Below are 14,265 nucleotides of genomic sequence, written 5' to 3'. Positions count from 1 at the left end.
TTAGTTTTGCTTCAATATCCATTGAAAACGGAAAGCCCATCTCCAACGTATGTGATAATTGGCATTTAGTTCTTCCGAGATATGAATTAATTCCTTTCGTTTAAATCCTCGTAATACAGAGGTGAGTCCGTCTTCAACAATGGTTTTGTTTTGTATCGTTGTGCACAACACCTTAAATAAATAGTACGCTAATTTATGTCGGTGTAAATCGTTGACGACAATACCATACTTAGCTTGTTTTAAAACTGATTTCAAAAACGAAATAAGCGCTTCATCTTTAAAATGATGTAAAAACAGTGTTGCTAGAACCACATCATAGTCGAGTTGTTCAAACGCTTCAGAAAAAATATCAATTGTTTTAAATTGTATGTTATCGTAGGTTTTAGATTGGGACTCCGCATAGCTTATCGTATTGGGATTGGCATCAATTCCTATTAATTGAAAACGGTAGCCATGACGCTTTCCAAATCGCGAGACGTCTCTAAGCATATCGCCACCACCACAGCCCAAATCAATAATAGTAACAAGTTCGCTTTTGGGATGATTTTTTAGGACTTTTTTTAGTCCGTTAATCGTCACAGCATTCCCGCCAAGCCATTGATTTATTTTTGCCAGTTTATCTAAGGCGTCTAATAGTATCGGACCATCATAGCTTAAATCATCCATGATTTCCTGCTGGTCACTTCTATATTTTGTGTTCACTAGTAAACTCATTTCACCTGCATTAATTTTCCATGGGTTCGTTTTATAATATGTGGTAAAATCATGGGAAACCATTGTAATACTTGCATCGAAACTTCGGAAAGTTTAGAGTGATTAAATAGGTTTGCTATTCTATGACCTGTTTTTAAACGCGATTTAAAAACGGCGTTCCATTCTCTAAGATACTGCTTTTCTAAGGCTTCTCTATTAGGAATTTCCGAATTAAAATATTTCACAATAAGCTTAGAGGCGATTTGTGCACTTTTTATAGCCATGCTCATCCCATTACCACATAAAGGATGAATGAGTGAAGCAGTATCACCACACATGATGATATGATGGTCAATAGGGCTTTTATTTTCAAAAGAAATCTGACTAATAGTGATTGGCTGCTCAAAAACGGGAGATGTTTGATTAAAAATGTGCTTTAAATGTTCATTTTTAAACAGCACTTCATGTTGAAACTCATCAATGCTTTTAAATTTTTTAAAAGACTTATAATTAGTAATATAACACACATTGATACGGTCATTTTCAACTTTAGAAACACCACAATAGCCTCCTTCAAAATTGTGAAGAGCGACCACATTGTCAGGAAACTCACCTGTAACATGCGTTTTTACAGCTAAGTATGGCGACTTTGTTTTTATAAATTTCCGGTTGAGTTTTAGGTCGACATTAGCACGTTTCCCATAAGCACCAATCACTATTTTCGCTTTATAGCTTTTACTGTTTTTGGTAGCTACGGAAAACCTATCATCGAAAAACTGAATATCTTCAACAGTATCCTGTGAAATCTGAGCGTTATGCTCTATTGCTTTTTCAGCTAATGCAGCATCTAAACAAAACCGACTAATCCCGAAGCCACCCATAGGCAATGTAGCAGAAATAAGTTTGCTTTTTTTAGTAGATAACTGAAATGTGTCAATCCTTTTAGCGCCTAATTGAAATACGTCAAGGTTTAAAAAATTAAGATATGGTAAGACTTCATTTGATACATATTCACCACAAACCTTATGTTTTGGATACTTGTTTTTTTCAATAACTAAGACGCTCAGTTTATACTTTGATAAGTGAATTGCACTAGATAATCCAGCCAATCCACCTCCAACGATAATCACATCAAAGGTTGAGGAATTTGTATTCAATATCTTTTTCTTAATCAATTTCCTTAAAGATAAGTCGAAATTGATTGAGATTAAAATTAACGGACTTCTATAATTGTAAATTCTTGATTACGGAATGTAATTAAGTCACCTGCTTGTTTTCCCAGAAGTAATTTTGCAATGGGAGTATTTGCTGAAATCGCATAAAATTGTTGGTCTTGTGCTAGTAGTTGCCCAGCACTAATTATTATAAAATAATGAGCTTGTGTTGTAAAAACCAGGCTGCCTAAACCGATTGTTTTAGAAGGTTTAGATAGGTCTATCTTAGATAATATTTGATTTAGTTTCTGAATTTCAGCCAATTGTTGTCCTGCTTTTTCACGCTCTAACTGAAGCATAGCACGACCAGTTTCGTGCTTATCTCCAGCCGAACTTTTGGTTTCAGAACTAAGCGACTCCTGAATCTCGCTTATGGTTTGTTGAATAGCATTTAAGCGTCCGTCTACAAAATGCTGACATTGTTCAAATAAAGTGTGTTTCAGACTGCTATTCATCGCTTTCTCGTTTTGGATAGTGTAGGGTTCCAAAATAGCGCATTTGTTTGGTAATCCATACTTTTCTACTTGAAATATATGGTGTTGCTGGGTTAGCTCGATAGCGTATTGGATTAGGCAGTATAGCGGCAATTGCAGCGGCTTCATCCTTAGATAACCTTGACGCTGTTTTTTTAAACCAGTATTGAGATGCGGCTTCTGCGCCGTAAATACCAGGACCCATTTCAATACTATTGAGATAAACTTCCATTATGCGCTCTTTACTCCAAATAAGCTCGATTAAAAATGTAAAATAGGTTTCTAAACCTTTGCGTAACCAACTGCGTTCTGGCCAAAGAAATACGTTTTTAGCGACTTGCTGACTTATGGTACTTGCGCCTTTAATACGTTGTCCTTTTTTGTTGTTTTCGTAAGCTTTTTCAATGGCTTTAATGTCAAATCCGTTGTGTGTTAAAAACAACTGATCTTCACTGCAAATAACGGCCAGTTGTAAGTTGGTTGATATGGTTTCTAATGGTACCCAATCGTGTTGCCAGCCTTTTTTATTAGCATCGGTTTGCTCTATGTTTTTAATAATCATTAATGGAGTTATAGGTACTGGAACCCATTTAAATATCACGACAATTACAATAGAAAATATAAAAACCCAGAACAAGGTTTTAAACACAAATCTAAAAAAGCGTTTTATAAATTTCATTTTTTAAGCGTGTACCAAATCTGCTAACTCTTGTCCGATAAGACTTCCAATAGCCACACCCATTCCGCCAAGACGCACACCACAATAGACGTGATTGCTGAGTTGTTTGACCACCGGTTTTTTTTGTTGACCAACACCCATAATACCGCTCCATCGCTGATCGATTTCAAAAGTAGTGTTAGGTAAAATTGTTGATTTTAAAAGATGTTCAAGTTCATTTTGAATGCGTTCTGTTTGACCAAATGCTGCCGTTTCTTCACCTTTAAAATCGAGGTTTCGACCGCCTCCAAACAAGATACGATTGTCAATATTTCTAAAGTAATAATAGCCTTGGTCTAAATGGAAGGTTCCTTTAATATGCAAATCCTGGATTGGTTTCGTTATTAGCACTTGTGCTCTTGCGGGTTTGACTTCGGAAATGCCTAAACCTGAAGCAAAGCCATTTGTAGCAATGAGTAATTTTGATGTTGAACATTCGAAAGCATTCGTTTTGACTTTAACTGAATTTGTAGCTTCAGAAAACTGCTCTACAGTGATATTATTAAGTATTTTAATTCCTGAATCATAGACCTTTTGGATTAGAGTATTCATCATCATACCTGTATCGATCTGACCTTCAAACTGATTAAAACTCAAACGCTCGTGGCAATTTTTAAAACCGAATGCATTCGTTTTAAAACTAAAAACCTCATCATTAAACAATGGATATAACAGTTGGTTGATGTCATCAGTTTTGGAATAGCAATTTTCAAATAAATCATCTGTTTTAGAAAACAATTCGTAGCCTCCAAATTGCTGATAATTTATATTTGTGTCGCCTAAAGTACTTCGTAATACTTGTAAACCATCAATACGCTTTTTTACGAGTTGAAAGACTTCTTCATCAGTATGTGTTTTAAGGTCGTCAATAATTTCGCTTAGGCTACCAAAACAAGCAAAGCCAGCATTTTTTGTACTTGCGCCTTGAGGTAGCATCCCTTTTTCTAGCACTAGAATTGTTGCTTTAGGAAACCGTTTTTTTAATTGTAAGGCACAATTAAGACCCACGATGCCGCTACCAACTATAGTGTAATCTATATTGGTGAGCCATGATTTTATTTCCCAGTAGCTTAAATTCATTGCTCTAATGTAATGGTTTTTGTGTTAAGGATGGAGCAATTGTTGGAGCTCCTCAAAGAGAGCGACTTGCGAGAGCCTGACTTTTGTCTCAACACTTTGAGATAAAAGCACACCCAAATAAACTGTATAAAAAAACTCCGAAAGGTTAATTTCGGAGTCGTTATTTTATTATTCTTCTTCAGGTTGAATGACGAAATCTTCCATGAATTTAGTGGTATAATTACCTGCTAAATAATCTGGATGCTCCATCAATTGCCTGTGGAATGGAATGGTTGTTTTAATACCTTCAATCACGAATTCGTCTAAAGCACGTTTCATTTTATTAATAGCCTCTTCACGTGTTTGCGCAGTGGTAATCAACTTTGCAATCATTGAATCGTAGTTTGGCGGAATGACATAACCAGCATATACATGTGTATCTAAACGAACACCATGTCCTCCTGGCGCATGAAGTGTTGTGATACGTCCTGGCGAAGGTCTAAAGTCATTAAATGGATCTTCGGCATTGATACGACACTCAATAGAATGTAAGTTTGGAGTATAGTTTTTACCAGAAATTGGAACACCTGCTGCCACCAAGATTTGCTCACGAATTAAATCGAAATCAATAACCTGCTCGGTAATTGGGTGTTCGACCTGAATACGTGTATTCATTTCCATGAAGTAGAAATTACGATGTTTGTCTACTAAAAACTCTACAGTTCCTGCGCCTTCATATTTAATGTACTCTGCAGCTTTTACTGCGGCTTTACCCATTTTTTCGCGTAAGGCTTTGGTCATAAATGGTGAAGGAACTTCTTCGGTTAATTTTTGGTGACGACGTTGTACAGAGCAATCACGTTCTGACAAATGACATGCACGTCCTGTAGAATCTCCTACAATTTGAATTTCAATATGTCGTGGCTCTTCGATGAGTTTTTCCATGTACATATCGTCATTTCCGAAGGCTGCTTTAGATTCGGTACGAGCAGATTCCCATGCATTTTGTAAATCTTCTGGTTTCCAAACGGCACGCATTCCTTTTCCACCACCTCCAGCTGATGCCTTAAGCATGACTGGATAACCGGTTTCTTTGGCTAGTTTTTTACACTCTTCAAAATCTTTAATAACACCTTCACTTCCTGGCACACATGGCACTCCTGCAGCAATCATTGTTGCCTTAGCGTTTGCCTTGTCTCCCATTTTATCAATCATTTCGGGTGATGCACCAATAAATTTAATATCATGCTCTTCACAGATTTTTGAAAACTTAGCGTTTTCTGATAAAAACCCGTATCCAGGATGTATGGCATCTGCATTTGTAATTTCTGCAGCCGCAATGATGTTTGATATTTTAAGGTAAGATTCACTACTTGAAGGAGGTCCTATACAAACAGCTTCGTCAGCAAACTTCACATGTAAGCTTTCTGCATCTGCTGTAGAGTATACAGCGACTGTTTTAATACCCATTTCCTTACAGGTTCTAATAACACGTAGTGCTATTTCACCTCTATTAGCTACTAATATTTTTTTAAACATAACTTATTGCTATTTAAAATCTCAAATTCCAAATTCCTAAATGGTGGAATTGTATTTTGGAATTTTAAATTTGGTTATGATGGATCAACTAAAAATAAAGGTTGATCGAATTCTACTGGAGAAGAATCATCAACTAAAATTTTAACAATTTTACCTGACACTTCGGATTCAATTTCATTGAATAATTTCATAGCTTCAATAACGCACAATACGTCACCTTCGCCTATAGTAGATCCAACTTCGACAAATACAGGTTTGTCTGGAGATGGTTTACGGTAAAACGTACCGATTATTGGTGATTTGATTGTGATATATTTTGAATCATCTGCTGAAGCTGCTGCGGGAGCATCTGCTGCTGGTGCAGCTACAGGAGCTTGAGCCGCTACAGGGATTGCCTGAGTAACAGGTTGGTTTACTGGTATTTGTTGAACATAAGTGGTTGAATCCCCTTTGTCATCAGATCCAGTTCTAATGGTGATTTTAACATCATCCATTTCTAGTTTAACCTCACTTGCTCCAGATTTGGCTACAAATTTGATTAAGTTTTGAATTTCCTTAATATCCATAATTATTAGTCTTTTTAATTAGTTAGTTAAAAGTTGGTTATGAATTATAAGCCCATTTTAAATAAATTGAGCCCCAAGTAAATCCGCCTCCAAAGGCTGCGAATATAATTTTATCGCCTTTTTTTAATTGCGATTCGTAATCGTGTAAGAGCAATGGTAAAGTAGCAGATGTTGTATTTCCATATTTATGGATATTCATCATGACTTTAGCAGGCTCTAACGATACTCTACTTGCCGTAGCTTCGATGATTCTCTTATTAGCTTGGTGTGCAGCTAGCCATGAGATATCATCGTTGGTTAAATTGTTTCTTTCTAAAATACGTTCAGTGACATCTGCCATATTAAATACGGCATTTTTAAAAACTGTTCTTCCTTCTTGAAACACATAATGTTTCCCTTCATTAAATGTATCTGCAGTAATTGGATAAGACGACCCTCCATAAGTGGCTTGTAAAAACTCACGTCCTTCGCCATTACTTCTCAATATTTCATCTTGCAGTCCTAAACCTTCATGATTAGGTTCAAATAATACTGCTCCAGCACCATCACCAAAAATAATACAGGTAGCTCTATCTTTATAGTTGATAAAAGAAGAGTTTTTATCGGCTCCAATAAGCAATACATTTTTATATTTTCCAGATTCGATATAACTTGAAGCTACCGACATTCCAAAGAGAAAACTTGAACATGCGGCTTCTAAATCGAAAGAGAATGCATTGATTGCACCTATATGAGTTGCAGTAAAAGCTGCGGTTGAGGCAGCTTTCATATCTGGTGTTGCAGTTGCAACGATTACTAATTCTATGTCTTTAGGGTCAATACCTTTTTTATCAATAAGGTCTTGAGCAGCTTTAATTGCTAAAAAAGATGTGCCTTTTCCTTCTTCTTTAAGAATACGGCGTTCTTTAATTCCTGTACGTGTGGTAATCCATTCGTCATTGGTATCGACCATGGTTTCCAAAATTTGGTTGGTCAATCGATATTCAGGTACATAAGCGCCCACTCCTGTGATTGCAGCTGTGATTTTACTCATATTATATTTTTAAAAAACAGTCCAAAAAAGACGAAAATCGTTAAAAAAAGGTAATATTTTAATGAAAATACTAAATTTTGAACGAATAAGGTGCAAATTAAGTCGTTTTTAAGACTTAGAGAAATTAAACATAAAAAAAACGCCCAAAGCTGAGCGTTTTATTATATGCATGCATAATACTTATGCTAAATTTTCTTCTGCTTCAGAGTTATCAATCAATACTTGACCTCTGTAGTATAATTTACCTTCGTGCCAGTGAGCTCTGTGGTAAAGATGTGCTTCTCCTGTTGTAGGACACGTAGCAATTGTAGGAACAGATGCTTTATAATGTGTTCTTCTTTTATCTCTTCTTGTTTTAGATATTTTTCTTTTAGGATGTGCCATTTTATATGTTATTTATCCGTTAATAGTTTTTTTAATGTATTCCAACGAGGATCAATTTCCTCTGATGTTTCTTCTTTTTCGCCTAAACTTTTTGGGCTTAATTCTTCTAACTTTTTAAGTATTTCTGAATCTAATGTTCCGTCTTCAACTCCAGGATGAACACGTTTCGCAGGCATAGACAATATGATTAACTCATAAATATATTGTGCCACGTTGATTTCATATTCACCATGTGGAATGATTAATATATCTTCAAATTCATCGTTGTAATCATCACCAAACTTAACTACCAATTTAAAATCACCTTCAACACTTTGGTCGTAAGGTTCATTTGTAAGGTCACAGTTGACATTTACACTACCAGAAATTTCAAAATACAACTCCAACAAGGTTGTCTTTTTTTCTAAAACCAACTCTGTTGTAACGTTGACATCATTAAAATCATCATACTCAAAATGTTCAAAGAACGCTTTATCAATTTGATAATCAAAATGGTGCTTTCCTACTTTGAGACCAACAAATGGTATCGTATATTCCTTAAAAGGCTTCATCATCGCATTCATTTTGAGCCTGCAAATATATAAATTTTAATTTATTAAACGATAGTTATAAACAAAAAATGTTTATAACGCAAATTATGATTTTTTAGGCGCTTTTTTTAACGGGTTTTTTGAGTATTCTTCATACTCCTCTCTGTTTTTAAAAATTTGTAATGCCATAAAAACAGCTTCCTTAAAAGAGCCATAATCTGCTTCACCTTTTCCAGCTATTTCAAAAGCGGTTCCATGATCTGGAGACGTTCTTACTTTATTTAGGCCTGCAGTATAGTTTACACCATGACCAAAAGCAATAGTTTTAAATGGTATTAAGCCTTGATCGTGATAAGATGCTATAATTGCGTCAAAGTTTTTATAGTTAGCCGATCCAAAAAAACTATCAGCAGAATATGGACCATACACCATCTTCCCTTTGCTTTTAATTTGCTCCAATGTTGGTCTTAAAACGTTATCATCTTCTTCTCCAATAACACCATTATCACCTGCATGAGGGTTAATACCCAAAACTGCTATTCTAGGTTTACTTATCCTAAAATCTTTAATTAAGGAGTTATAGACTGTGTTTATTTTTTCATGGATGAGTTCGGATGTGATATAATTTGGGACATCTTTTACCGGAACGTGATCTGTTAACAAGCCAACTTTTAAAGTAGGTGTTACCATAAACATTAAGCTTTTTCCTCCTAGCTTTTCGGCTAAATAATTTGTGTGGCCGGGAAACTTAAAACTATCAGACTGAATATTGTGCTTGTGTATTGGTGCAGTAACCAGTACATCTATTGCATCTTCCTTTAAGGCTTTTGTTGCCGCTTCTAAAGATTTTACCGAATAACTTCCAATCTTTACATCTTCATCTCCAAAATTAATTGAGACACTTTCTTTCCAGACATTGAGTACGTTGACTTTTCCATGAATGATTTGATCGGTGTGATTAATGCCATGAAAGTTGATAGCACTCTTAAAGTGCTTTTTAAAAAAAGACATGGTTTTAATCGAAGCAAATATCACAGGAGTACAAAACTCCAACATACGATTATCTTCAAACGTTTTGATTATGATTTCTGATCCAATACCATTTAAATCGCCTATTGAAATTCCTAGTTTTATTTTTTTGTCTTTTTCCATCAAGATGTTTTCTAATGTCCGTAATTTTGTAATTGCAAATTTAACTATTTAATCGACACTATGTTTACAGGAATTATTGAAGATCTTGGCATTGTTACAAATATCAAAAAAGAGCAGGACAACATGCACTTGACGGTTCAGAGTCATATAACTTCTGAATTAAAAATTGATCAAAGCGTTTCTCATAATGGCATTTGCCTGACTGTTGTGGATATTTCAGGAGCACATTACACTGTTACTGCTATTAAAGAAACCATCGATAAAACCAATATTGGTAATTTACAAATTGGTGATGCCATTAACCTAGAGCGTGCCATGAAACTCGGTGACCGTTTAGATGGTCATATCGTTCAAGGTCATGTTGATCAAACTGGTATTTGTACTTCTATTAAGAACGAAAACGGAAGCTGGATATTTACATTTAATTATGATGATAGCTTAGGAAATGTCACTATTGAAAAAGGATCTGCTACTGTAAACGGTGTAAGCTTGACGGTTGTTAATTCACAAAAAAACAGTTTTAGTGTCGCTATTATCCCTTATACTTATGAGCATACAAATTTTAAACACTTAAAAACAGGCTCAATAATAAACCTTGAATTTGATGTTTTAGGGAAATATATACAAAAATTATATGAAGCTAGGCTTTAAGGAATTTATTGCCTAGAATTTTTAATTGTCTTTTTAATACCTATAAATGCACCTATAATCACAGCAATTGTGGTAAAACCATCAATTGGTAATCCTGGTGGAGGTGGCGGCATAGGTGGTGGTGGTTCACCGCCTTGCGCAACGCATACAAAACTTATTAATACAAATAAGATCGAGGCTAGGATTTTCTTGTTTTGTATTCTCATTATGGCGTAAATGTATAAAAAAAAAGGTCTCAACAAAATTAAATAGCAAAAAAACATCCATAAAACGCAAAAAAAATCGACGAAATGCTTGTTTTCGGGGTTTTACGTTAAATTTATATTAAACTCAAATATATGCTTTTTTACGATAATCAAAAGAAAATATATGTTTTTTTAGTTTTAAATAATTGTTATAATGCGTTTTACAGTTTTACTTACGAAAAAAATTAAACCTTGGTTTTCCTGAAAATTAAGATTATCTGTGCATTTGATCAAGGATATCGATAACCTCTGTCTTTTTTCTAACTGAAACAGGTACATTCTCTCCATTTTTAAGCATTAGATAACCGCCATCAGTTTTAATAAAAGCACTAATACATTGTAAATTCACTAGGTGGCTTTGGTGTATTCTTAAAAACCCATAAGGTTTGAGCATATCTGAAAAATACTTCAATGTTTTAGTCACAAATATTTTACGTTTATCTTGAAGGTGAAACATTGTATTATTGCTATCTGATTCACATCTAATAATATCATCGAGATTCACTATAATAATTTTATCAAGCGTATGTAAAGAAATTTTGTCTGGTTTCTTTTCTGGAGCCGATAAGGTTTCTTTTAAAATGTTTAAACGCTCTTTGCTAGGTTGTATTTGTTGCTTAGCACGCTCAATGGCTTGAGATAATTCGTCATGTGCATAAGGTTTCAACACATAATCAATTGCAGCAAATTTGAAAGCTTTAATCGCAAATTCATCACTAGCAGTTACAAAAATGATTTTTGACGTCAAATTTGGAAAAATCTCTAATACATCAAAGCCTGTTCCATCGCCCAGCATAATGTCTAAAAACAAAATGTCTGGCTGTTTTTTCTGAAGTATTTTTGCAGCTTCAATGACACTCTTAGCTGTGTCTATAATTTTGATTTCAGAATGATGCGTTTCAATGTCACTTTTTAAAAGTTCCATAGCATCTTTCATATCTTCTACAATAATTGCTGTTAACATAATTAATAATCGGTTTCTAATGGGATTTTAAATACAATGACAGTGCCACCAATGCTACCATCTTCATTTTTTATTTCTGAAATACTTAAAGCGTCTTTTCCGGAAATTGATGTTAAACGTTCTCTGGTTACTTTAAGCGCCATAGACTGGTGATCGGTTTTAGGCTTAAGCTGCTGAGAACTATAAATTCCAATGCCATTATCTGAAATGGTCACTTGCAAGTCTTCTTCGGTTGTGTCAAACTGAATTTTTAACACCCCTTCTCGTCCTCCTTTTAAAATACCGTGTCGAATTGCATTTTCCACAAAAGGTTGTATAAGCATAGGCGGAATTAAAATTTCTTCAACGTCTAAATGGCTATTGATAATGATATCATACGTAAAAGGTTTTTCGGCCATTAAGCGCTCCACCTCAACATAATGACGTAATGTTTTTATTTCCTGATCTAGACCAATGGTATCTTTTCTCGAATTAATTAAGGTCTCTCTCAGTAAGGTCGCAAAGCTGTTTACCGTTTCATTCATCTTGTCTGGCTTTGTTGGTGCCATTGCTTTGATGCCGTTTAACACATTAAAAATAAAATGTGGATTCATTTGCAAACGCAAGGCTTTTTGTTCTAAAGTTAGCAGATGGTTTTCGAGCTCTAAGCGTTCTTTATCTTTTATGTTTTTTTGCTTTATACGTTTAATATACTGCTGTGTAATAAGAGCTAATGCTAATAATGCCAGTCCAATAATAGACCATTGAAACCAGCCTCTTTTATATAACGGACTTTCTATATGAAATGAAAAACGAAGCGGTTCACTTTCGTTCCAGCGATGGTTTCTGGACTGAACAACAAAATCGTGCGCTCCATAATTAAGTTCAGAGTAGTCTTGGGTAGCCACATTAGACCAAGGGCTCCAAGCATTATCATTTAATTTATAACGATATTCCACGCCATTAGGATGATCTAAATCAACAGTTTTAAAACTAAAGCTTACTTGCTTCTGATTTGAATTTAATTGAAGTACTTTATTGGTATTGGTCCAATCTGAAAGAGAAATAGAATCTATACTTTTAAAGGCCACTTTTACGTCTTCTAAGTAAATAACAGGCTTTTCGGTGTTTTGATTAATTTCTGCTGGTTGGTATTCTGTGAGTCCGTAGAGTGCTCCAAACCACAAATGCCCTCTATCATCTTTATCGACTGCATTTAGACAGGTTTCTATGCCTAGAAAACCATCATTTCTTCCAAAGAAAAAAGCATCTTTTATTTGAGTGTCTTTATCCAGTTCCAGTTTGTCTACACCACGTTCGGTTCCAACCCAAAGATAACCTTGATTATCAAAAATAAGCTGGTATATGTTTTTGGAAGCACCTTCTTTTAGCCCTTTCAACTTTTTAAACGTGCTGTAATCTTCATCATTAGACCACCAAATACCTTGTCCGGCAGTACCCAAAAACATCGTGTTGTTTTGAAATACTATCGTATTAATTGGAACTTCTAAACCTAAAACAGCTCCTAAATGTGTGATGGTATCCTTATATAAATATCCTAAATGACCGCTACGTGTTGTATACCAAATTCGCCCTTTATCGTCTTTGGTCATATCATGAATATACAAATCTTTTATACCTTGAGCCGTTGCATAGGTTTTATAAACTGTTAAGCTATCCATTTCAGGGCTGTAATTAAATTTTACAATTCCGCTGGAATAGGTTGCAGCATAAATAGCATTGTTATCGACATGGATTTCGCGAATCCAATCAAATGGAAATTCGTTTTCGGTATTTAAGACTCTGGCAACCTCAACTGTTTTAGGAATTAGTTTTTTACTTCGCTTTAAAGTATCGACAGCAAAAGAATCTACACGAATGTTTCCTCGGAATAATAATCCACGACCATCAGAACCCGCCCAAATATTTCCATTAGGATCACTTGTAATGGTTTTAATTTTTACTTCGGAAAAGGTTTCAGGAATATCAATATTGTGAATTCCATAGTTGTCAATTCGCATAAGTCCTGCTTCTGAATTTGAAATCCAAATGGTATTATTGGTATGGTGAACAGCATAGACCCGGTTTCCATTAAGTCCTGTTTCTGTACTGTAATGTTTAAAATTATTCTGAAAATATTTATACAAACCTCCTCCTGATGTCGCCATCCAGATATTAGATTGTCGATCTTGAAGTACTTGTTTTACGTTGGGAACTGTGAGTCCGTTAGAACTTTTCAAAGTAAATAACTCAGAATTAGTTTCTAAACTAATTACAGAAACACCATTATTATCTGTAGCAATCCATAGTTGATTGTCATTTAACACCGAAATACTATTGATACGAAGAGGTTCTCGAATTAAAATCTGGTTGTCAAAATCACCCGATTCAAAAACCAAAGTTCCATCATTAAAGGTTGAGGCAATGATTTTACTCTTATAAGTTATTAACGCTTTAAAATCTCCACGCTCTATTTTTTGCATTGCTTTTGGATCGTTAATTAATCCGGAAAATTGCCATAAACCATCTTGAGTCGCAAGCCAAAATGTATCATTAAGTGTAATTAAATCGTTGATTTGAATCTTATCAATCTCAGGGTGAAGTGTTAGTTTAACTGTTGAAAAATCATCTTCGAGCCTATACATACCAGCCTTAGTTAGTATTAAAATGTCTTCATTAATCTGACTAATTTTAGTCACCTCGGGTAATTCAATATTTAAGAATTTTGATTTTAATTTAATTGTCAACCCTCTTTTGGTTCCTATATAAACGCTGTTATTAATCGTTGTTAACGCATTAATATAGTTAGATCCTAAACCATGATTTTCATTAAACACTTTAAAGTTATTCCCATCAAAACAGGCTAAACCTCCACCTTGAGTTCCTAACCACAAATAGCCTTTATCATCTTGAGAAATCGCATAAACTTGTGACTGAGGCAAACCGTCTTCAAGAGTAAATGCCCTTAACTGTTTATTTTGAGCATAAAGTGTTAGTGTTATTCCAAAGAAAACAAAAGCAAATAGTTTGTATGTAATATTAATTTTCAACCCAGGTTTAATTAT

At 34.7% G+C, this 14,265-nt stretch carries 15 protein-coding genes; 1 reads left to right on the top strand and 14 read right to left on the bottom strand.

The genetic code is table 11. The annotated features are described in order from the left end of the window. The 11 genes from H7350_RS03990 to pdxA form a co-directional block, all read right to left on the bottom strand. Complete coding sequence (locus H7350_RS03990; protein WP_204344571.1) at window positions 1–714, bottom strand: methyltransferase domain-containing protein; 714 nt, start codon at window positions 712–714, stop codon at window positions 1–3. Beyond that, entirely contained in the window at window positions 711–1,850 is a 1,140-nt protein-coding gene (locus tag H7350_RS03985) for an NAD(P)/FAD-dependent oxidoreductase (protein WP_204344570.1), read from the bottom strand. Before H7350_RS03985 ends, H7350_RS03990 begins: the two co-directional genes overlap by 4 nt. A gap of 56 nt (window positions 1,851–1,906) precedes the next feature. Further along, window positions 1,907–2,362 carry a GreA/GreB family elongation factor gene (locus tag H7350_RS03980; RefSeq protein WP_204344569.1) on the bottom strand — a complete coding sequence of 152 codons (456 nt, stop codon included), beginning with the start codon at window positions 2,360–2,362 and terminating at the stop codon, window positions 1,907–1,909. Further along, entirely contained in the window at window positions 2,355–3,059 is a 705-nt protein-coding gene (gene mtgA, locus H7350_RS03975; protein WP_204344568.1) for a monofunctional biosynthetic peptidoglycan transglycosylase, read from the bottom strand. Before mtgA ends, H7350_RS03980 begins: the two co-directional genes overlap by 8 nt. A gap of 3 nt (window positions 3,060–3,062) precedes the next feature. Beyond that, the gene (locus tag H7350_RS03970) at window positions 3,063–4,178 is read right to left on the bottom strand and encodes an NAD(P)/FAD-dependent oxidoreductase (protein ID WP_204344567.1); all 1,116 of its coding nucleotides are present in this window, start codon (window positions 4,176–4,178) and stop codon (window positions 3,063–3,065) included. A 168-nt stretch (window positions 4,179–4,346) separates the two neighbouring features. After that, complete coding sequence (gene accC / locus H7350_RS03965; RefSeq protein WP_204344566.1) at window positions 4,347–5,696, bottom strand: acetyl-CoA carboxylase biotin carboxylase subunit; 1,350 nt, start codon at window positions 5,694–5,696, stop codon at window positions 4,347–4,349. A gap of 74 nt (window positions 5,697–5,770) precedes the next feature. Next, a complete protein-coding gene (accB, locus tag H7350_RS03960) occupies window positions 5,771–6,262 on the bottom strand; it encodes an acetyl-CoA carboxylase biotin carboxyl carrier protein (RefSeq protein ID WP_204344565.1) in 492 nt (163 codons plus the stop codon). A gap of 37 nt (window positions 6,263–6,299) precedes the next feature. Beyond that, entirely contained in the window at window positions 6,300–7,295 is a 996-nt protein-coding gene (locus tag H7350_RS03955) for a beta-ketoacyl-ACP synthase III (RefSeq protein WP_204344564.1), read from the bottom strand. Window positions 7,296–7,475: 180 nt separating this feature from the next. Continuing rightward, window positions 7,476–7,679, bottom strand: coding sequence for a 50S ribosomal protein L32 (gene rpmF, locus H7350_RS03950; protein ID WP_204344563.1), 204 nt, complete (start codon window positions 7,677–7,679; stop codon window positions 7,476–7,478). A gap of 8 nt (window positions 7,680–7,687) precedes the next feature. Continuing rightward, complete coding sequence (locus H7350_RS03945) at window positions 7,688–8,230, bottom strand: YceD family protein (RefSeq protein ID WP_204344950.1); 543 nt, start codon at window positions 8,228–8,230, stop codon at window positions 7,688–7,690. A gap of 84 nt (window positions 8,231–8,314) precedes the next feature. Then, complete coding sequence (gene pdxA, locus H7350_RS03940; protein ID WP_204344562.1) at window positions 8,315–9,361, bottom strand: 4-hydroxythreonine-4-phosphate dehydrogenase PdxA; 1,047 nt, start codon at window positions 9,359–9,361, stop codon at window positions 8,315–8,317. Between the two features lie 60 nt (window positions 9,362–9,421). Here pdxA and H7350_RS03935 point away from each other — a divergent pair, with 60 nt between their 5' ends. Next, entirely contained in the window at window positions 9,422–10,012 is a 591-nt protein-coding gene (locus H7350_RS03935; RefSeq protein WP_204344561.1) for a riboflavin synthase, read from the top strand. Window positions 10,013–10,017: 5 nt separating this feature from the next. On the opposite strand, the gene H7350_RS03930 is transcribed toward H7350_RS03935, so the two are convergent. From H7350_RS03930 to H7350_RS03920, 3 genes are all read right to left on the bottom strand, one after another. Further along, entirely contained in the window at window positions 10,018–10,218 is a 201-nt protein-coding gene (locus H7350_RS03930) for a hypothetical protein (RefSeq protein WP_204344560.1), read from the bottom strand. Between the two features lie 253 nt (window positions 10,219–10,471). Beyond that, window positions 10,472–11,221: a LytR/AlgR family response regulator transcription factor gene (locus tag H7350_RS03925; RefSeq protein WP_204344559.1), complete on the bottom strand. Its 750-nt coding sequence runs from the start codon at window positions 11,219–11,221 to the stop codon at window positions 10,472–10,474. 2 nt (window positions 11,222–11,223) lie between these two features. Continuing rightward, window positions 11,224–14,250 carry a ligand-binding sensor domain-containing protein gene (locus H7350_RS03920; protein WP_204344558.1) on the bottom strand — a complete coding sequence of 1,009 codons (3,027 nt, stop codon included), beginning with the start codon at window positions 14,248–14,250 and terminating at the stop codon, window positions 11,224–11,226. Window positions 14,251–14,265: the final 15 nt, after the last annotated feature.

This window comes from Psychroserpens algicola (assembly GCF_014526325.1).
GTDB classification, from domain to species: Bacteria; Bacteroidota; Bacteroidia; order Flavobacteriales; family Flavobacteriaceae; genus Psychroserpens; species Psychroserpens algicola.
Note: the sequence above shows the minus strand (reverse complement) of the source record. Positions and strands in the feature narration are given on the sequence as shown.